The sequence below is a fragment of the Novisyntrophococcus fermenticellae genome (assembly GCF_018866245.1).
Classification (GTDB): Bacteria; Bacillota; Clostridia; order Lachnospirales; family Lachnospiraceae; genus Novisyntrophococcus; species Novisyntrophococcus fermenticellae.
On sequence record NZ_CP076458.1, the window covers coordinates 1351266 to 1371166 of the forward strand.

Sequence of the window (19901 nt, forward strand, 5' to 3'; positions counted from 1 at the left end):
AATTCAAAAGGTAGTATACTTTAAGACAATATTCGTGTTATAACAAGGAGGATATCATGGTATTTTTTGAAAAACACGGAATGGAAGGGAAGGATTTTTTTCATTATACTCCATTGAAAAATTATAGCTTTCCGCTGCATTTTCATCGGGCATATGAATTAATTTACGTGAATTCAGGTCAGCTGAATGTTTCCATTGATCAGAGAGATTTTTTATTGAAAGAACATGATATGGCCTTTGTCTTTTCAAATCAGATTCACGAATTTAAGACGATTGGCTATTCGGACATCTGTGTCATGCTGTTTCCTCCAGAAGTAATCGGGGATTTTTACATTAATTATAAAGGGCTTGTTCCGGAAGATAATAAGATACACTGGGAAAAAGAAATTGATTTTCAGAAACTGAAATCCATCTATGGACAAAAGAGCTTTCTGTATGATCTTTGTTCCAGGATTGTTGAACAGAGTTCTTTTGCCAGAATTAATAAAACAAGTCAGTCCAGGGTCCTGTATCAGATTCTCCTATATGTAGAAGAAAACTATGACCGTGCATGCACATTGAAAGATATTGCCAGATATCTGCAATACGACTATCCATACATATCAAAATTATTTGTACGGCAGATGAATATGACGTTTACGGATTATATAAATCAATATCGAATCTCCCAGGCCTGTTATCAGCTGAAAAATACATATCGGTCAATCAGTGAGATTGCAGCTGACTGCGGATATAATAACCTGAGAACATTTCATCGTAATTTTAAAGAGATAATGACTTGTGCACCTGGAGAGTATCGGGCTATGGATTGAGGAGCCGACCTATATGTGTCAGCTCCTTTTAAAAATTATGAAGGCAGGCCCTCAGTGGGGATCAGTAGTTTTTCTCCGATCAGAAGCAAGTTGGAGGAAAGATTGTTAAGCTTCTTAATGTCCTCTGCAGTCGTGTTGAATTTTTGTGCAATAAGCCAAGGGGTATCATCCTTTTGAACCGTATATTGAAAGTCCGGCCCCATGGAATTTACGGGGATTTTTAATTCCTGTCCGGCATGTATCGCCGTACGCTTCAAGTTATTTGCTTTCAGAATGTCATCAACGCTGGTATGAAATCTCTGTGCAAGCAGCCAGACTGTATCGCCGGGCTGCACCATGTAATCCATGATTCCGGGCTCCTGCGCAGGTCCGGGAGCGTTATCCATGATACCCCAATAAAGTTCATACAGTTTGCTCCAGGTAGCGCGGTCGGCAACCCCGTTTGGATTTATCCCCGTTAGTTGTTGGAATGTGGTCACAGCATGTGTAGTGGGAGCGTCAAAGGTTCCGCTTTGTGTCACTTGGGCAATTCCGGGATAATATTTACCTATAAATTGCATCATGTATTGCAGCGTAAGAACGTTAATTCCTGTTGAACCCAGGCTAAGAATATAATTTGGAGAGACTGTTTCGATTCCCAGTGCAGCTCCTTCTCTGTCCAGCTCCGCCAGTCTGGCAACTGCGGTGTAGATACTTGAGATCTTATTCCAGGTAGCCTTACCTACAACGCCATCGGGGGTCAGGTTAAAGATAGTCTGGAATTTGGTAACTGCCGCCTGCGTACTGTTTCCATACACACCAGGGGGATCGTCAATATTAGGAATTGCAGGATAATTTTTTCTGATTCTTTCCAGATAGGTTTGAATCGTCTGCACATCCAATCCGGTACTGTCCAGCCGCAGTGCGGCACCGGGGTAGGATATGATGATATCTGTAATCATGTACGTTTCGGCAATTTCGATATCCTCCGGATAATAACTGCGCAGGATATCTAATGCGGACATTCCCTGATCGGCCAGTGAAACCGTTCCCCATTGGGAGAGACCGGAGCAGGTAACTGTGGTGCCATTGCAAAAGGAACTGAAATACGGAGCTATATGACCTTGCTGACGGATGTATTGATTAAAGATATCATCTACGATACCACTGACAGATTCGTATATGGTTCTTCCATATACATAATATTGGTCATAGGCAGGACTATTTGTAATATCAAAATTATATCCATTGCTCCGGTACCATTCCGTGAAGACCCTGTTTAAAGCAAATGTAATGATTGCGTATATATTGCTTACGAGGGCAGCCCTGGGCCAGGTGGGATAGATCTCACTGCAGGCCACATTTTTTACATAGTCAGGAAAGTATACCTGGACATTGATTGCAGAAGAGGACGGAGTGCCCAGATGTACTGTAATCGGATTCGGAATGACAACATGACGCAGAATAAAAGGTTCTACGGCAGGCCCCTTCTGATTTCGGGGAGCATCCATCTCTAAGGCAACCTCTCCAATAAAAAGCTGGTTCATCACCGGTACACTCCGATTTTCCGGCAGAGGAATCAAAGTGACAGGCTGGCATGCAGTTTCCCCGTCAAATATATGTATGCCTGAAATATATAGGCTGTCGAAATGACTGGAGAAAGCTTCCAGATTATAACTTGTGTAAGGTGTTCCTTCATAAGCGGGATCCAGGGATAAACTTCTGTCCACAGTCTGCAAAGAAATTTTTTCAGTATTCCCGTTTTCATCTGTTCTCAATTCATAGAGTACGTTATTATCAGCATCCATGATTTTTACCTGCACACCTGCCAGGGGAATTGCATCCTCTGCAGTACGTGCCTGTATGATTAAATAACCCTCAGCCATTGAACCATATTCCTCCTATACGCATATGTTAGTAATAGAGAAAAGTTTTTCTATAATTAACTTTATTTTCATGAAGGTGGATATATGCGTGAGATCAGCAAATTATCGGAACTTGAACAAGGTGAGAAGGCTCTGGTCCTGGAAATCTGCTCGGAGGAAAGCATGGGACGGAGGCTGCAGGAGCTGGGCCTGATCAAAGGAACGGAGGTGACCTGCATACGGAAAAGTCCGCTTGGAGATCCTGTGGCGTTTCTGATACGGGGGGCACTCATAGCACTGCGTCTTGAGGATGCATCCTGTGTTAAAGTTCAGAATTGTGAGGTGCAGGATTGGGATTAAAAAAAGAAGCTGATAGAGTAATTGCTTTGGGAGGCAACCCGAATGTGGGCAAAAGCACAGTTTTCAATGAACTAACCGGTTTGCATCAACATACGGGAAACTGGATCGGGAAAACAGTTACCAATGCACAAGGATATTGTAATCATAAGCAGCAAGGTTATGCAGTGGTGGATCTTCCCGGCTGCTATTCTTTGATAGCCCATTCCGCAGAGGAGGAAGTTGCCCGTGATTTTATCTGTTCCGGCAAGGCGGATGTGATTATTATTATCTGTGATGCCACCTGCATGGAGCGAAGTCTGAATCTTGTTTTGCAGACATTGGAAATAGCGTCAAATGTGGTGGTCTGTGTTAATCTGATGGATGAGGCTGAAAAGAAAGGGATAAAAATAGATCTGTCCGTTCTTTCCGAACAGTTAGGTGTCCCGGTAGTCGGAACAGCGGCCAGGAGTAAAAAGGGGCTGGCGCTTTTGATGGATGCTGTGGCTAGGACAATTGAACAGAATCATGAGAAAAAAAATGTTAAAATCACATCTTTTGAGGATGCCGGAGATACACTGCGTGGGCTGGATCCATACATTACGATATCCGCGGTGGATGATATATGTAAGAAATCAATTACCTATGAGAATAATAACTATAGAACAAGAGATTCCAGGATTGATCATATTCTGACCGGCAAGTGGACCGCCTTTCCGATTATGATTCTGGCGCTGTTGGGTATTTTCTGGTTAACAATAACAGGTGCCAATTATCCCTCTGAAATGCTCAGCAAATTTTTATTTTGGATAGAGGATCAGCTGGTTGTCTTGTTTCAATGGCTGCATGTGCCGGAAGTACTTACCGGGCTTCTGCTATCGGGCGTTTATCGTGTCCTCGCCTGGGTGGTTTCTGTCATGCTGCCTCCGATGGCGATTTTTTTCCCTTTGTTTACACTGCTTGAGGATGTGGGTGTCCTGCCGCGTATCGCTTTTAATCTGGACAAATGCTTTAAAAAATGCTGTGCCTGCGGCAAGCAGAGTCTGACCATGTGCATGGGATTTGGCTGCAATGCAGCCGGAGTAACCGGCTGCAGAATCATCGATTCTCCCCGTGAACGCTTAATCGCCATCATAACGAACAGTTTTGTCCCATGTAATGGCAGGTTTCCAATCCTGATTGCTGTCATATCCATGTTCTTCGTGGGAGCGGCATCCGGCGGCATCAAGACTATATTATCGGCTGCATTTTTGACGATTTTCATCCTCCTGGGCATCTTCATGACTTTCCTTACATCCAAGATCCTTTCAAAGACGGTATTAAAGGGTGTGCCTTCCTCCTTTACGCTGGAACTTCCGCCGTATCGGAAACCTCAGATTGGGAGGGTAATCATACGGTCTATCTTTGACAGGACACTGTTTGTTCTGGGCCGTGCAGTATGTGTTGCAGCACCGGCCGGACTTCTTATATGGCTCATGGCAAACATTGTCGTGAAAGATAAGACGCTGCTTGTGTATTGTGCGGGTTTCCTGGATCCCTTTGCCAGACTTTTGGGTATGGATGGTGTGATACTCTTTGCCTTTATACTGGGATTTCCGGCCAATGAGATTGTAATCCCGATTATAATCATGTCCTACATGGCCGAGGGGAGTCTGCAGCAGATAGAAAGCTTTACAATATTAAGACAGCTTTTTATCGATCATGGCTGGACGTGGATTACCGCCGTATGTGTGATGCTGTTTACGCTTATGCACTGGCCTTGTTCAACAACCTGTCTGACGATAAAAAAAGAGACACAGAGTTTGAAATGGACGTTGCTTTCTGTATTGATTCCAACTGGTATGGGGATGCTGCTCTGTTTTATATTTGCAAATGCAGCCAGACTGGTCAGCAGTTTTTTCTAGCGTGCTGATATTCCTGAGTGAATTTTATCTTACTTTCAGATCCAGCAGCACGTCCTGATAGAGGGGCAGCAGTTCTTTTAAGATAAGTGCTCTGTGTTGGAGAACCTTATTAAGCTGCGCCTCTTTTACCTGTATTTTTGCAATATTCCCAACGGTCCGGATCCGAAAATCGCTGAAACCTAAGCCCATCAGGAATGATTCACTGTGCTCTACACGTGCAAGCTCCTCTTTTGTGATTTTCTGGTTTGTGGGGATTCGGGTTGCAAGACAGGCATAACTTGGCTTGTCCCAGGTGAAAAGCCCGTATTCTTTGGACCGCCGCCGTATCTCATCTTTTGTAAGTCCAGCCTCTCTTAACGGAGATAAGACCTTCAATTCCTCCAAAGCCTTCATTCCGGGACGATCTGCTACATCATCTGAAGCATTGGTTCCGTCCAACAGGATTGTAAATCCATCTTTTTTTGCAGTATCTTTGATTAAATTGAAAACTGTCTGTTTACAATAGTAACATCTGTTGGATGGGTTAGCTGTCACAGTTTCATTGGACAGGACATCAACTGATAAAATTGTCATAGGTACGCCTGTCTGCTCCGCTACTTTTTTCGCATCCTCCAGTTCAAATTCAGGTTGAAATGCTCCTTTTACAAAGTAGGCATGTACTCTGGCTCCTGCATTTTTTGCCTCATATAAAAGATATGAGGAATCCACTCCACCTGAAAATGCAACAGCAACATTCTGATTCCGGTTAAAAAACTCATGTAATGTCATACTTATTCTCTCCTGCCTTAAGGCTTTGTTTTTCGATATATTACGATTAAAGTATAATGAGAAAAACTTCGTATGTCAAGCGCCCCCGAGGTTGCAATCCGGGCAGCAGTGGGTATATAATATAATGATACCAGGGTCAAAAGGTCATGCGTCTCATGCCTGCATGAAAAAGCATGAGTTTGAGGCTCACAAAGCATGAGAAAGCAGGTTTTTATATTCGGAAAGGAACTACTATATTGATTGATCAATATGAAAGAACCATAGATTATCTGAGAATTTCTATTACAGACCTTTGTAATCTTCGATGCATATACTGTATGCCAGAAGAAGGTGTGGAGAAACTATGTCATTCGGACATTATGTCGTATGAGGAGATCATAGAGATCGCCCGGGCTGCCACAGAGTTGGGAGTTTCTAAAATCAGGATAACAGGGGGGGAACCTCTGGTGCGCAAAGACGTGGTTTCCCTGGTGCACAGATTGGCAGAACTGCCCGGAGTCAGAGACCTGTCCATGACTACGAATGCGGTGCGTCTTGCTCCGATGGCAGAAGAATTAAAAAAGGCAGGTCTTAAAAGGGTTAATATCAGCCTGGATACACTGGATGAAAAAAAGTTTCATTATATCACAAGGAATGGTACTTTACAGGAGGTATTTCAGGGAATACAAGCGGCAGCTGACTGTGGCATGCAGATGAAACTCAACACTGTATTGGTGGGAGGATTTAATATAGAGGAAATTCCGGTTCTTGCCAGACTTACCAGGGAGTATCCGCTGGAATTGAGATTTATAGAACTGATGCCGATTGGACATACAGTGCCATTCGGTAAGGAAGCGTATGTATCCGGTGATATTGTGCTGCAGTATCTTCCGGATCTGAAGCCTGTGAGTCAAAAGGGAGGAGTAGCCAGACTCTATCAGCTTCCGGGGGCAAAGGGAAGGGTTGGTTTGATTTCCCCCTTAAGCAATCACTTTTGCCAGGACTGTAACCGTATCAGGCTGACGGCTGACGGACATCTGAAGCCATGTCTTCACTCGGAAGAGGAAATCCCTGTTCGGGGACTGAAAGGAGAAGAATTAAAAGAAACACTGCGCAGGGCGATGTATGAAAAGCCTGCCCGCCATGGGAAATTGTCATATGACAGCCGTTCGAAAAGCGCGCGCAATATGAATGCCATAGGGGGCTGAGATATTAGGAAAACTTTAATGCTTATGGAGGACTGGAATGGAGAACTGTACGATTTATTATGATGATACAAAGCATAGCTGTCAGTTAATGGCTCAGAAAATGTCCGAATACGATCACATCATATGTAAAAAAGCTTCTGATTTTACCAGGCAGACATTTATCTATGAGGGAAGCCCGAATGTTGGATTCATATTTGAAAGTGATAAGGAAAAGCTTCCTTATGGGATGAAGCATGTAATCTGGAGAATTGTAATGGATAAATCCAACTATGTTTTCGTGGTGGTGACAGGTGGTTCCCGGGAATTTGAGTCACTGAAAACTGTGAATGACGAATTGAGCCAGAGAGGTTACAGACTCAGTAATATCTATTTAAAATATGTATTCGAAAAACATCACATGGATCAGCAGGAGGTTATTCGAAAGATAATCGGGGATATGGAAAAGAAGGAGGCAAGATATCCGGAGCTCAAAGAAAAAGTCGATGGGTTATCCAAAACAGAATTGAGAAAAGCATTGAAGGCAGGATACAAAGAATACAGGAAGTATAAAAAGAAGAACAAAAAAGCATAGCAGGAAGATATAGGAAAGGAATATACGATGGAAAAAATCAGAATTGGAATAGCAGGATACGGAAACATAGGACGCGGAGTTGAACTTGCAATCCTGCGCAATGCAGATATGGAACTGAAAGCAGTATTCACCCGCAGAGCGCCGGAAAGCGTTAAAATTATGACCGAAGGTGTTCCAGTGGTACACATGGATGATGTGACGAGCTGGAAGGAGGATATAGATGTGATGATTCTCTGCGGTGGCTCTGCCACAGATCTTCCGGTGATCGGACCGGAACTTGCAAAGAATTTTAATACAATTGACAGCTTTGATACACATGCCAGGATTCCGGAATACTTTAAAGCTATGGAACAGGCTGACAGGGAAGGGAAAAATATAGGAATTATCTCTGTGGGCTGGGATCCCGGACTGTTCTCTTTGAACAGACTCTATGGAGATGCGATCCTGCCACAGGGTGATACCTATACTTTCTGGGGAAAAGGTGTCAGCCAGGGGCATTCAGATGCAATCAGACGCGTACAGGGTGTAAAGAATGCGATCCAGTATACGGTGCCGATAGACGAGGCGGTAGAAAAAGTCAGAAGCGGCAGTGGACCCGAATTATCTGCAAGAGAAAAGCATCTGCGTGAATGTTTTGTTGTTCCCAAAGAAGGGGCAGATTTAAAGGCAATTGAAGAAACAATAAAAAGTATGCCGAATTATTTTTCGGATTATGATACTACTGTCCATTTTATCACCGAAGAAGAGCTGAAGGAACATCACAGTAAGATGCCTCACGGCGGTTTTGTTATCCGCAGCGGTGAAACAGGCAGAGACGGGAACCGGAATATCATTGAATATTCCCTGAAATTAGATTCCAATCCGGAGTTCACTTCCAGTGTACTTGTCTGCTATGCAAGGGCTGCCTGGAGACTGAAAAAGAAAGGTGAAACAGGAGCGAGGACGGTATTGGATATCGCCCCCGGATTGCTGTCGGTAAAGACACCTGAGGAACTGAGGGCGGAATTACTGTAAGAAATAAAGATGAGGAAGAGAGTATGCGCATACAGATAACGCTCACACCGAGCGAATCCAAAAGGCTGATTGCAAAAGGTGTAAAAGCAATGCCCAGTGTCCAAAAGGCATTAAAAAGTAATACGATTATACTGGCGGGCGGAACGACGAATACATTTCTGCTGGAAGAGTTTACGGGAATTTTCATAAAAAAGAAGAGCATGTATACACTGGGGATGATTGCAGAAGGAAAGACAGGATCCAGTTCCGTAGAAGGCAGGATTCATCCACGTGTAATCAGGTACGGAAAGCCGGAACCTGCGGATCGCCACTGGAGAGACTATTTACCTGAACTGACAGCCGGAGACATCTTTATAAAGGGTGGTAATGCGATAGACCATACGGGGCTTGCAGCAGTATTGGCGGCCAATGATATGGGCGGGACCATAGGCGCTTCGTGGGGACCGGTGATACAACGTGGTATTGAATTCATCCTACCGATTGGATTGGAGAAGCTGGTGCCGGATGTTCGTGCAGCAGCAGAGTTTATGGCAGGACATCCGGTGGATGAGGCAATCGGCGACAAGGTGGGATTAATGCCGGTTATGGGTGCAACGGTTGTTACGGAAATCACGGCCCTTGCTATCTTATATCAGGTGAAGGCCATGTGTATCGCTTCCGGAGGTGTGGACGGATCAGAGGGAGCAGTTGTTCTGGTAATAGATGGAAATAAAGGAAAGCTTGACAGAGTAATGGCGGATCTTAGAGCTTTAAAAGGAGAAGCTTCCGTGAGGTGATCTTAATGGTGGTATCCTCACGAGTTTCCCCTGGGACGTACTTTGATCCGAATGTATGAGCCTACGAAGTGATTCAATCAGATTTAAGGGGCAGGATATCACCGGGATGAAGGGCAAGGGGCTGACAGGTACAGTGGTGAATATGCGGGAGGTTTCTCCGGGTCACTTTGTGGCATGTTTCTGCTTATGAATATAACGAGGAGTATTGCTATGGAATTGAAAAAGTTTCAAAGATGTTCCAGAGTTGCCAGAGGTTTGGAAAAGGCGGACCTGGTATTAAAGAATGCTCATATTATTAATGTGTTTACAAAGGAAATCATAGAAGGTGATATAGCGATTGCGGAAGAAATGATAGCCGGTATCGGGGAATACGCAGGAGAGATTGAAAAGGATTTAAAGGGGCAGTATGTATGTCCGGGATTTATTGACAGCCATCTGCATCTGGAATCCACACTGGTTACACCTTCTGAACTGATAGCTGTAGCCTCCCGGTGCGGAACGACCACATTTATCGTGGATCCCCATGAATCGGCTAATGTATCAGGAATTGCAGGAATCGATTATATTCTGCAGCAGACCGCCGATGTTCCGGCAAATGTATATGTTATGATGCCGTCCTGCGTGCCGGCTACTTCCATTGATGATAATGGATGTGAGCTTACTGCCGGACAGATGGAACCCTATCTGAACAATGAAAGGATTCTGGGATTGGGTGAAGTGATGGATTACAGATCTGTGGTGGACGGGATTCCTGGAATGCACCGCAAACTCCAATTGTTTGATGGGAAGATAAAAGATGGGCATGCACCTTTTTTGGATGAAATGGATTTACAGGCTTATGTTATGGCAGGAATCACAACCGATCATGAGTGCTCTGAATTTGAATATGCGATGCAGGAGCGAAGAAATGGCATGACAATCCTGATTCGGGAAGGCAGTGCTGCCAGAAATCTGGAAGCTATCGTAAAGGGAATCATTCGGAATCAAATAGATACGGAAGGCTTTTGTTTCTGCACGGATGATAAGCATATTGAAGAGATACAGGCAGAAGGCCATATTGATTTCAGCGTGAGAAAATCCATCCGGCTGGGCCTGGATCCGCTTTCAGCAATCCAGATGGCAACGATTCATCCCGCAAAATGCTACGGATTAGAGAGAATGGGAGCTATCGCACCAGGATACCAGGCTGACCTTATCGTCTTGAGCGACCTACATACTGTTAAAGTGGAAGAGGTGTATTATAAAGGCATAAGGATTGAGAAGAATCATACAATTCTTCCGGGAAAATGTCCGGATGAATTAAAAAATACAGTTTGCCTTAGTAAATTTACGAAGGATAGACTAAAAATAGATATTTCAGGAGAATGTCATATAATTCAAATGGAAGAGGGTCAGATTACAACCCGGGACCAGATTATGGAATTTGGAGACAGCAGTGAATTTAAAAGCATGGGATATCAGAAAATTGCTGTGATTGAAAGACACAAGGGGACTGGTAAGGCCGGTGTTGGAATTGTCAGCGGTTTCGGTCTGACAGGCGGAGCAATCGCTTCCAGTGTGGGCCACGATTCCCATAATATTATCGTGATTGGTGATAATGACGAAGATATGACAATTGCCGTCAATGAACTGATTCGATGCCAGGGGGGGTATACGATTGCCGCACACCGTGAAGTTATTGAAACATTAGCCCTTCCGATTATGGGATTGATGAGTGATGCAGGTTATGAGAATATCAATGTAAAATTGAAAAAGATGATAAAGAAGGCACATGAGATGGGGGTTCCGGGTAGAATCGACCCATTTATTACACTATCTTTTATGGCTTTGCCTGTGATTCCTGAAATCAGAATTACGCCACGTGGTATTTATAGTGTATCTAAAGGTATTTTTTATTAAAAAGTCGGAAGAATGTAAGGATGACAGGAGGCGGATGAGTTATGATTGATTATTCAGAAGAAAAAGGCAAACAATATCATATCCAGGTGGGAAAGGGTGATGTGGGAAAGTATGTGATCATGCCCGGAGATCCCAAGCGCTGTGAAAAGATTGCCGGCCATCTGGACAATCCGGTGCTTATGGCGGACAGCAGAGAATATGTTACCTATACAGGGCTTTTGGATGGCGTGAAGGTCAGTGTGACTTCAACAGGAATCGGCGGTCCTTCTGCGGCAATCGCTATGGAAGAACTGGTAATGTCCGGTGCGGATACCTTTATTCGTATAGGAACAAGCGGAGGCATGGATATCCATGTAAAAAGCGGTGATCTGGTAATTGCAAGCGGAGCCATTCGCATGGAAGGAACCAGTAGGGAGTATGCACCGATAGAATATCCGGCGGTACCGGATTTTGAGGTGACAAATGCCCTTGTAAAAGCCGCAAAGAAACTGAAACAGTCGTATCATGTGGGTGTGGTACAGTGTAAGGATTCCTTCTATGGGCAGCATTCGCCGGAGACGAAACCGGTGAGTTATGAGCTGTTGAATAAGTGGGATGCCTGGGTAAAGCTTGGCTGCAAAGCCTCAGAGATGGAATCGGCAGCGCTGTTTATCATTGCCAGCTATCTGAAAGTGCGGGCAGGATCCGTGTTTGTCGTCCTGGCAAATCAGGAGCGGGCAAAAGCAGGGCTGGACAATCCGGTCGTCCATGATACCGATGCGGCAATCCGTGTGGCGGTAGAGGCAATGAGAGAAATGATAAAAGAGGCAGGCGAATGAAGGAACGGGAGTTAATACGTCTGGCGCATGAAGCCAGGCAACGAGCATATGCGCCTTATTCCGGATTTCAGGTAGGAGCGGCGCTTCTGACAAAGGGTGGTAAGACGTATCTGGGCTGCAATATTGAGAATGCCGCTTACAGCCCCTCAAACTGTGCGGAGCGTACCGCTTTCTTTAAAGCAATCTCCGAAGGTGAGACAGAGTTTGAGGCGATTGCTGTCGTAGGAGGAAAGGCAGGGGAAAAGCCCGGTCAGATGTGTACGCCCTGCGGGGTATGCCGTCAGGTAATGATGGAGTTTTGCAGCCCTGAAACATTTCAGATTATTCTGGAGGATGAAAACCGGGGATATCAGGTCTTTACACTTGGGGATTTATTTCCCCTGGGCTTCGGCCCTGGGAATCTGAGAAAGGATGGTTGATATATGGTTGATAAAAGAGTGTTTTTGATTGTTCTGGATAGCTTTGGCGTCGGAGAGCTTCCTGATGCGGCTGAATTTGGCGACAAAGGAAGCAATACGCTGAAAACGATATCAAGTGCGGAAGAATACAGTACGCCGAATATGAAAAGATTAGGACTGTTCAATATCGATGGAGTTGACTGGATGCCAAAGGAAGGCGCTCCTGCCGGGTCTTTTGGAAGGATGAAAGAGAGCTCCCGGGGGAAAGATACCACGATTGGACATTGGGAAATTTCAGGCATTATATCGCCGGAAGCACTCCCTGTTTATCCTGATGGATTTCCGGAGGAAGTTCTGGAAAGGTTCAAAGCAGAAACAGGCAGGGAAATCCTGTGCAACAAGCCGTATTCGGGTACAGAGGTAATAAAAGACTATGGTGAGGAGCATGTTAAAACCGGAGCATTAATTGTATATACCTCGGCAGACAGTGTGTTTCAGATTGCAGCGCATGAGGATATTATACCACTTGAAGAGTTGTATAGAGACTGTGAAATTGCCAGAAAAATCCTGACGGGAAAGCATGGAGTGGGCAGAGTGATTGCCCGGCCGTTTACCGGAGTGTATCCGAATTATACCAGGACTTCCAACCGGCATGATTTTTCTTTGCTGCCTCCAAAGGATACCATGCTGGATGCACTTACCAGAGAGGGCTACGAAACCTTTGGAATAGGGAAGATATACGATATTTTTGCCGGAAGGGGAATTCAGCATACACAGCGTATTTCCGGAAATGAAGATGGTATGGAAAAGACCATAGAGATGCAAAAGAAGAATTTTAAAGGAGTATGCTTTGTAAATTTAGTGGATTTTGATATGGTATATGGACACCGTAATGATATTAAAGGGTATGCGCATGCAGCTACAGTCTTCGACCGGCAGCTTGAAACCTTTTTAAAGGGGATGGAGAAGCGAGATATCCTGATGATCACAGCCGATCATGGCTGCGATCCTGGCTTTCCGGGAACTGACCACACAAGGGAACATACGCCTCTTTTAATCTATGGAAATGATATCAGGGCGAATGTGAACCTGGGAACCAGAGATACATTTGCAGATATTGCAGCTACAATTTTGGATATCATGGAGGTTCCCAACATTACGGACGGCACCAGTTTTAAAGACTTGATTTCAACCCGCAGCCTCTTAAAGCATGTGGACCATACCCTGTTAAAGGCCTATGCCACATGGGAAGATATTCAGAAATTATGTGAGGAGGCAATCACATATCAGACGGCTTCCGTATGTATTCCGCCCTGCTACGTAAAAAGAGTCCATGACACCTACAAAGACAGACTAACTATCTGTACGGTAGTCGGATTTCCCCTGGGGTATAGCGTGACAGAGGCAAAGGCAGCAGAAACAAGGCAGGCTCTGGACGACGGGGCACTGGAAATTGATATGGTGGTGAATATATCGGATGTAAAAAACGGGGATTATCAGCGTGTAAAGGAAGAAATAAAAGCCCTGAAGGCAATCGCAGGTAAGAAACTATTAAAGGTTATCATCGAAACCTGTTATCTGACTGAGAAAGAAAAAATAGCCATGTGTAAGGCCGTAACAGAAGCAGGCGCAGATTATATCAAAACATCTACCGGATTTGGCACGGCAGGTGCGGTTTTGGAGGATATCCGGCTTTTCAGGGAGCATATCGGTGCAGGAGTCAGAATAAAGGCTGCGGGCGGGGTAAAAACGATTGCAGATATGGAAGCATTCCTGGAAGAAGGCTGCGACCGAATCGGCACCAGCTCTGCAATTAAACTGATTCAAGGAGAAGAAGGCGGTCAATATTAAAAATTGTCATATTACCATGCAGGCATACTTGAGGGAACAACAAGTATGCCTGCATATTTTTGTGTGGGCTTGTATATATTGGAAAGAATGGCTGCATGTATATTTTTTGTCAGGTCAGAAGGAGGGATTATGGAGCAGGCTGCGAAGCTTTTACGAAGCATTGATGATATGGTATGGGGACCGCCCATGCTGATTCTTATGCTGGGAACCGGAATTTACCTGATGGTGAGGATGAAATTCCTTCCAATACGAAATCTGGGATATGCATTAAAAAGTGTAATGGACTTTGGAGAACAGAGAAACGAGGAGAAAAAAGGTGATATTTCTTCCTTTTCCTCCCTTATGACGGAACTGGCTGCCACAATCGGTACGGGAAATATTGTGGGCGTAGCAACAGCCATGGTATTAGGCGGCCCTGGGGCTCTGGTTTGGATGATGCTGTCGGCCCTGGTGGGTCTTTCCACGAAATTAGCAGAGAGTCTTCTTTCCGTAAAATACCGGACGGTAAATGATAAAGGGGAGATTTCGGGCGGACCTATGTACACCATGCTCTTAGGCTTCCCCAATAGGCCTATTGGGAAAATTATGGGAACATTGTTTGCTATATTTGCCGTATTTGCATCATTTGGGATGGGAAATATGACGCAGTCCAATTCCATATCTGCAGCATTAAAAGAGAGTTTTGGAATATCAGAGGGAATTACAGGCTTAGTGGTCACCATTCTAACCATTCTCATCATCCTTGGAGGAATTAAAAGTATTTCCAAAATCACGCAGATCGTGGTGCCGTGTATGGCTGTCTTTTATATGGCGGGAGCATTGCTTGTTATTTTTATGAATATAGGGAATCTTCCCCATGGCATTTCTCAGATTCTTACTATGGCATTTTCTCCAAAAGCGATGGCGGGAGGAGTGGGCGGAAGTATTGTGGTATCCATGCAGCAGGCTCTGCGCTGGGGTGTATCCCGGGGCGTATTTTCCAATGAAGCAGGTCTTGGAGCTTCAGGAATCAGTGCGGCGGCAGCCAGTACCGATGATCCGGTAAAGCAGGGATATGTCAGCATGACAGGTGTGTTTTTCGATACAATTGTTATCTGTCTGGTTACAGGACTGGCTTTGGCAGCTTCGGGAGTTCTGGGGATCACAGATGGCAGGGGAAATCTTATCACAGGATCTTCACTCACAATCGCAGCATTTTCAACCACGTTCGGAAAGTGGGGAGGAAATCTCGTGAGTATCGGTATTGTGCTGTTTGCCTTTGCAACGATCATCGGCTGGGAATACCAGGGGGAGAAAGCGTTTGAGTTTCTTGTGAAAAAGACAGATTATTGCATTATATACCGATTTATATATGCATTGACGGCCTTTACAGGGGCCACCTGCGCCCTGGATATTGTCTGGGATTTTTCAGATATTATGAATGCGTTGATGGCGGTGCCTAATCTTATCTGCGTGCTGGTCATGTCGAAGACAGCATGCGGCGAAGTTTTCAGATATCAGGAATCCATCAAGAGGTCTTGTATAATGCAGAAAAAACAGTATAATAAAAGTAAGTAATGTATTACAGGAGAAAGAGGTGCACAAGATGAACTTTAAGATGATTCATGAAAATTATAATGTATTTGACCTTGGAAAAACCATGGAATTTTATGAGAAGGCCCTGGGACTCATGGAAAAGCGGAGACATACAGCAGAGGATGGTTCCTTTATCATTGTGTATATGGGCAATGATACCACGGACTTTGAACTGGAACTAACCTGGAACCGGGACAGAGATAAGCCCTACGACCTGGGCGAATGTGAATTCCATCTGGCATTTCGGGTGGATGATTTTGAAAAAGCACATGCGCTTCACAAGGAAATGGGGTGTATCTGTTTTGAGAATGAAAGTATGGGCATTTATTTTATCCAGGATCCTAATGGCTACTGGCTGGAAGTTGTGCCGGAAAGAAATTAGTAAGCAAAGCAAACAGGTTGAGCAGATTTGGCTTGGCCTGTTTTTTTTTCTTAGCTATTTTGCGCATTGCATTTACAATGATACTTTTGTATTATTATACATGGTGTAAAAATAGAACGAATATAGTAGATTATCAGAGAAAGGGAGAATAATTTGATAACTATAAAAAGGTACGTGAGAGCGGAAAGCCTTGAGCAGGCCTATGAACTGAACCAAAAACGCGCAAACCGTATTCTGGGCGGCATGCTTTGGATGAAGATGAGCAAGAATGCCGTGCAAAATGCTATCGATTTGTCGGATGTTGTATCGGCAGAGATTTCCGAACAGGAGGATGCCTTCGTTATAGGAGCCATGACAGTCTTAAGGACTCTTGAAACCCATGAAGGCCTGAACAGATATACTGACGGAGCAGTCAGGGAAAGCCTGCGCCATATTGTGGGGGTGCAGTTTCGGAACAGTGCAACCATAGGGGGAAGTGTGTATGGACGCTTCGGGTTTTCCGATGTGCTTACCATGCTGCTGGCTCTGGATGTCCGTGTAGAGCTGTATAAGGGCGGAATCATACCACTGGAGACTTATGCGGAGATGCCCTATGATACAGATATTATTGTGAATATCATCATCCGGAAAACACCGATGAAGACTGCATATCTGAGCAGCAGAAATTCAAAATCTGATTTTCCGGTGAGTGCCTGTGCTGTCTCCTTCCGTGAGAATGAGCGAAGAGTTGTAATCGGAGCGCGGCCGCAAAAAGCGATGATTATCAGGGCTGATGACGATGTGATGAAGCTGGCTGATGGGGATCCTGAGAAATTTTCAGATGCTCTGGCAGCACAGGTGCAAAAAGAGGTAAAGACATCAGGGAATATGCGTGCGTCAGCCGAGTACCGGCGTCATCTTGCAAAAATCCTGGCAAAGCGTGCCAGTATGCAGATATTGAAGGAAGGGGGGACAGGTTTATGCTGATTCAGATGTGGCTGAACGGGGAAACAGTCCGGGATCATGTGAACCCGGACACGCTTCTTTTGGATTTTGTGAGAAAACATGGATGCGCAAGTGTAAAAAGGGGATGCGAGACAGCAAATTGTGGGCTTTGTACAGTTATGATAGAAGGAAAGCCGATATTGTCCTGTTCTACGCTGGCGGCCAGAGCTGCCGGGAAACATGTTGTAACACTGGAGGGAATTCAGGCCGAGGCAAAGGAGTTCGGGGAATTCCTGGCGGATCAGGGTGCGGATCAGTGTGGTTACTGTAACCCTGGATTTATCATGAATATTCTGGCCATGATGGAAGAACTGGATCATCCGGATGATGAGGAAGTAAAAGAGTACCTGGCGGGAAATCTTTGCCGATGCTCCGGGTTTGTGGGGCAGATGCGGAGTATTCAGGCTTATATGAGATATAAAAAGGGGGAGGCATGATGGAGCGGAAGAAAAAACTGGAGAACTGCGTCTATGTCAACCGTCCGGTTCATAAGAAAGATTCCATGGCTCTGGTGACGGGACAGCCTGTCTATATGAATGATATCGTGGGGGATAACTGTCTGGTGGTCAAAGTACTGCGGAGCCCCCATGCACATGCTTTGATAAGCAGGATAGATACGGAAAAGGCAAAAAAAGTGGCGGGTATTGCATGTGTGTTGACTTATAAGGATGTACCTCAGACCAGATTCACGATGGCAGGGCAAAGCTATCCGGAACCCAGTCCCTATGACAGACTGATTCTTGACAGGAGAATTCGTTTTGTGGGAGATGCGGTTGCTATTGTGGCGGGAAATGATGAAAAAGCTGTGAGTCAGGCATTAAAGAGGATTAAGGTTGCATATGAGGTTCTTGAACCATTGCTGGATTTCAGAGCTGCAAAGGATAATCCGATTCTGGTTCATCCGGAAGAGGACTGGAAGGCACTTTGTCCTGTAGGAGCAGATAATAAGAGGAATCTATGCGCCAGTGGTCTGGAAAAAAGTGGAGATGTGGACGCTGTCCTTTCCTCATGTGCCTATGTAGTGGAGGGAACTTACCATACCCAGGCCTGTCAGCAGGCCATGATGGAGACTTTCAGAACCTACACGGAACTTGACAACTATGGCCGGCTGAAGGTGGTTACATCTACACAGATTCCTTTCCATGTGAGGAGAATCCTGGCAACGGCGCTGGAGATACCAAAATCTAAGATACGTGTATGCAAACCCAGAATCGGAGGGGGATTTGGTGCGAAGCAGACCGTTGTTTCGGAAGTATACCCTGCAATCGTGACTTTGAAGACGGGGAAACCGGCGAAGATGATCTACAGCCGCTATGAATCCCAGATATGTTCTTCCCCCGCCATGAAATGGAAGTGAAGGTGCGTCTGGGTGCAGATGAAAAAGGGATTGTCAAGGCAATCGATGTTTATACAGTTTCCAATACAGGTGCATTCGGTGAACATGGACCCACGACAGTGGGTTTATCCGGTCATAAGCCAATTCCCCTGTATGGAAAGGCAGAAGCATTTCGCTTTCAGTACGACGTAGTTTATACCAATCAGATGTCAGCAGGAGCTTATCGCGGCTATGGAGCCACGCAAGGGTTTTTTGCTGTGGAATCTGCAATTAATGAACTGGCAGACAGGATGCATATGGATCCTGTAACTCTGCGTGAAATCAATATGGTGCAGGAAGGGCAGATAATGCCGGCCTATTATGGGGAAACCAACACCAGTTGTGCGCTGGACAGGTGTATGGCGAAGGCAAAAGAGATGATCGGATGGGATGAAAAGTATCCATCCAGAGACATGGGAGATGGCAAGGTCAGGGGAGTCGGAGTTGCTATGGCCATGCAAGGTTCCGGTATCTCAGGTGTTGATGTGGGAAGCGCTACACTTAAGTTGAACGATGATGGATTTTACAGCCTCTCCATCGGTGCTACGGATATGGGTACCGGATGCGATACAATTCTGGCACAGATTGCAGCCGAGGAACTGGGCTGTCGGATAGAGGAAGTGGCAGTTCATGGCGTGGATACGGATGTTTCGCCGTATGACTGTGGTTCCTATGCATCCTCCACTACTTATATAACGGGACAGGCAGTGGTAAAAGCCTGTCAGAAGATGAAGGAGCGCATCAGGGAATACACAGAAAAGCATCCGGAGCTTAAAACGCTGAAGGATATTGCAAATAGCTCCATGTGTGGCAATGATCTGGCATTGGAGGTGACTGAGATGCACACTTCACCTGTATCGCCTCCGCCTTTTATGGTAGGAATGGCCGAAGTAGAGGTGGATACAGAAACCGGGCAAGTGGAATTGATTGATTATGTGGCGGTCGTGGACTGCGGAACTGCTGTAAACCCTAATCTGGCCCGTGTTCAGGTAGAGGGTGGCCTGGTCCAGGGAATCGGTATGGCACTCTATGAAAATATTCAGTACAGTGAAAAAGGTCAGATGCGGAATAATTCTCTGATGCAATATAAAATTCCTACCAGACAGGATATCGGAGATATCCGTGTAGAATTTGAAAGCAGCTATGAGCCGTCGGGTCCATATGGAGCAAAGTCCATCGGTGAAATTGTAATCAATACACCGGCTCCGGCTATAGCACAGGCTATCTATCATGCCACCGGACTGCGGTTTAAAGATTTACCGATTACACCGGAAAAGATTGCCATGGGAATCCAGCAGGAAGATAACAGAATGAGCTGATGGCTGAACTATAAAAAAAAGGGGACATTACACGATCTGATTTTGTCAGCCGTGTGCGGCCCCTTTCGCATATTATGCGGTTCTTTTA

General features: G+C 45.2%; 19 protein-coding genes and 1 pseudogene. 18 read left to right on the plus strand and 2 right to left on the minus strand.

The window, feature by feature from the left end; all coding sequences use genetic code 11:
• The first annotated feature begins 56 nt into the window (after positions 1 to 56).
• On the plus strand, positions 57 to 812 hold the full coding sequence (locus KNL20_RS06030) for a helix-turn-helix domain-containing protein (RefSeq protein ID WP_230399708.1): 756 nt from the start codon (positions 57 to 59) through the stop codon (positions 810 to 812).
• Between the two features lie 35 nt (positions 813 to 847).
• Here KNL20_RS06030 and KNL20_RS06035 read toward each other — a convergent pair whose 3' ends face one another.
• On the minus strand, positions 848 to 2677 hold the full coding sequence (locus tag KNL20_RS06035) for a LysM peptidoglycan-binding domain-containing protein (RefSeq protein WP_230399709.1): 1830 nt from the start codon (positions 2675 to 2677) through the stop codon (positions 848 to 850).
• Between the two features lie 84 nt (positions 2678 to 2761).
• On the opposite strand from KNL20_RS06035, the gene KNL20_RS06040 reads away from it, so the two are divergent.
• Positions 2762 to 3016 carry a FeoA family protein gene (locus tag KNL20_RS06040; RefSeq protein WP_230399710.1) on the plus strand — a complete coding sequence of 85 codons (255 nt, stop codon included), beginning with the start codon at positions 2762 to 2764 and terminating at the stop codon, positions 3014 to 3016.
• Positions 3007 to 4896: a ferrous iron transporter B gene (gene feoB, locus KNL20_RS06045; protein WP_230399711.1), complete on the plus strand. Its 1890-nt coding sequence runs from the start codon at positions 3007 to 3009 to the stop codon at positions 4894 to 4896. Before KNL20_RS06040 ends, feoB begins: the two co-directional genes overlap by 10 nt.
• A gap of 24 nt (positions 4897 to 4920) precedes the next feature.
• Here feoB and larE read toward each other — a convergent pair whose 3' ends face one another.
• Positions 4921 to 5664 carry an ATP-dependent sacrificial sulfur transferase LarE gene (gene larE, locus KNL20_RS06050; protein ID WP_230399712.1) on the minus strand — a complete coding sequence of 248 codons (744 nt, stop codon included), beginning with the start codon at positions 5662 to 5664 and terminating at the stop codon, positions 4921 to 4923.
• 173 nt (positions 5665 to 5837) lie between these two features.
• On the opposite strand from larE, the gene moaA reads away from it, so the two are divergent.
• The 15 genes and pseudogenes from moaA to KNL20_RS16370 all read left to right on the plus strand — a co-directional run bounded on the left by moaA (position 5838) and on the right by KNL20_RS16370 (position 19813).
• Positions 5838 to 6851 carry a GTP 3',8-cyclase MoaA gene (moaA, locus tag KNL20_RS06055; protein WP_230399713.1) on the plus strand — a complete coding sequence of 338 codons (1014 nt, stop codon included), beginning with the start codon at positions 5838 to 5840 and terminating at the stop codon, positions 6849 to 6851.
• Between the two features lie 37 nt (positions 6852 to 6888).
• Positions 6889 to 7422: a hypothetical protein gene (locus KNL20_RS06060; RefSeq protein ID WP_230399714.1), complete on the plus strand. Its 534-nt coding sequence runs from the start codon at positions 6889 to 6891 to the stop codon at positions 7420 to 7422.
• Positions 7423 to 7449: 27 nt separating this feature from the next.
• Entirely contained in the window at positions 7450 to 8436 is a 987-nt protein-coding gene (locus tag KNL20_RS06065) for a diaminopimelate dehydrogenase (RefSeq protein WP_230399715.1), read from the plus strand.
• 23 nt (positions 8437 to 8459) lie between these two features.
• Positions 8460 to 9212 carry a hypothetical protein gene (locus KNL20_RS06070; protein WP_230399716.1) on the plus strand — a complete coding sequence of 251 codons (753 nt, stop codon included), beginning with the start codon at positions 8460 to 8462 and terminating at the stop codon, positions 9210 to 9212.
• Positions 9213 to 9422: 210 nt separating this feature from the next.
• On the plus strand, positions 9423 to 11111 hold the full coding sequence (ade, locus tag KNL20_RS06075; protein ID WP_230399717.1) for an adenine deaminase: 1689 nt from the start codon (positions 9423 to 9425) through the stop codon (positions 11109 to 11111).
• Positions 11112 to 11152: 41 nt separating this feature from the next.
• On the plus strand, positions 11153 to 11929 hold the full coding sequence (udp, locus tag KNL20_RS06080; protein WP_230399718.1) for a uridine phosphorylase: 777 nt from the start codon (positions 11153 to 11155) through the stop codon (positions 11927 to 11929).
• Positions 11926 to 12348, plus strand: coding sequence for a cytidine deaminase (gene cdd / locus KNL20_RS06085; protein WP_230399719.1), 423 nt, complete (start codon positions 11926 to 11928; stop codon positions 12346 to 12348). Before udp ends, cdd begins: the two co-directional genes overlap by 4 nt.
• Before the next feature lie 3 nt (positions 12349 to 12351).
• Positions 12352 to 13515: pseudogene (locus tag KNL20_RS16240) on the plus strand (phosphopentomutase); the annotation flags it as partial.
• A complete protein-coding gene (deoC, locus tag KNL20_RS16245; protein WP_456299669.1) occupies positions 13513 to 14178 on the plus strand; it encodes a deoxyribose-phosphate aldolase in 666 nt (221 codons plus the stop codon). The pseudogene KNL20_RS16240 and the gene deoC, both read left to right, overlap by 3 nt.
• 129 nt (positions 14179 to 14307) lie before the next feature.
• Positions 14308 to 15735 carry an alanine/glycine:cation symporter family protein gene (locus tag KNL20_RS06100; protein ID WP_230399720.1) on the plus strand — a complete coding sequence of 476 codons (1428 nt, stop codon included), beginning with the start codon at positions 14308 to 14310 and terminating at the stop codon, positions 15733 to 15735.
• A 28-nt stretch (positions 15736 to 15763) separates the two neighbouring features.
• On the plus strand, positions 15764 to 16135 hold the full coding sequence (locus tag KNL20_RS06105) for a VOC family protein (protein WP_230399721.1): 372 nt from the start codon (positions 15764 to 15766) through the stop codon (positions 16133 to 16135).
• A gap of 153 nt (positions 16136 to 16288) precedes the next feature.
• Complete coding sequence (locus KNL20_RS06110) at positions 16289 to 17101, plus strand: FAD binding domain-containing protein (RefSeq protein ID WP_230399722.1); 813 nt, start codon at positions 16289 to 16291, stop codon at positions 17099 to 17101.
• On the plus strand, positions 17095 to 17556 hold the full coding sequence (locus KNL20_RS06115; protein WP_230399723.1) for a (2Fe-2S)-binding protein: 462 nt from the start codon (positions 17095 to 17097) through the stop codon (positions 17554 to 17556). The genes KNL20_RS06110 and KNL20_RS06115 overlap by 7 nt, the downstream gene beginning before the upstream one ends.
• Positions 17553 to 18476, plus strand: a complete 924-nt coding sequence (locus KNL20_RS16365; RefSeq protein WP_331468334.1) for a xanthine dehydrogenase family protein molybdopterin-binding subunit — start codon at positions 17553 to 17555, stop codon at positions 18474 to 18476. The genes KNL20_RS06115 and KNL20_RS16365 overlap by 4 nt, the downstream gene beginning before the upstream one ends.
• Positions 18467 to 19813 (plus strand): xanthine dehydrogenase family protein molybdopterin-binding subunit, encoded by a 1347-nt coding sequence (locus KNL20_RS16370; RefSeq protein ID WP_408637509.1) that lies wholly within the window; start codon positions 18467 to 18469, stop codon positions 19811 to 19813. Before KNL20_RS16365 ends, KNL20_RS16370 begins: the two co-directional genes overlap by 10 nt.
• Positions 19814 to 19901 lie beyond the last annotated feature (88 nt).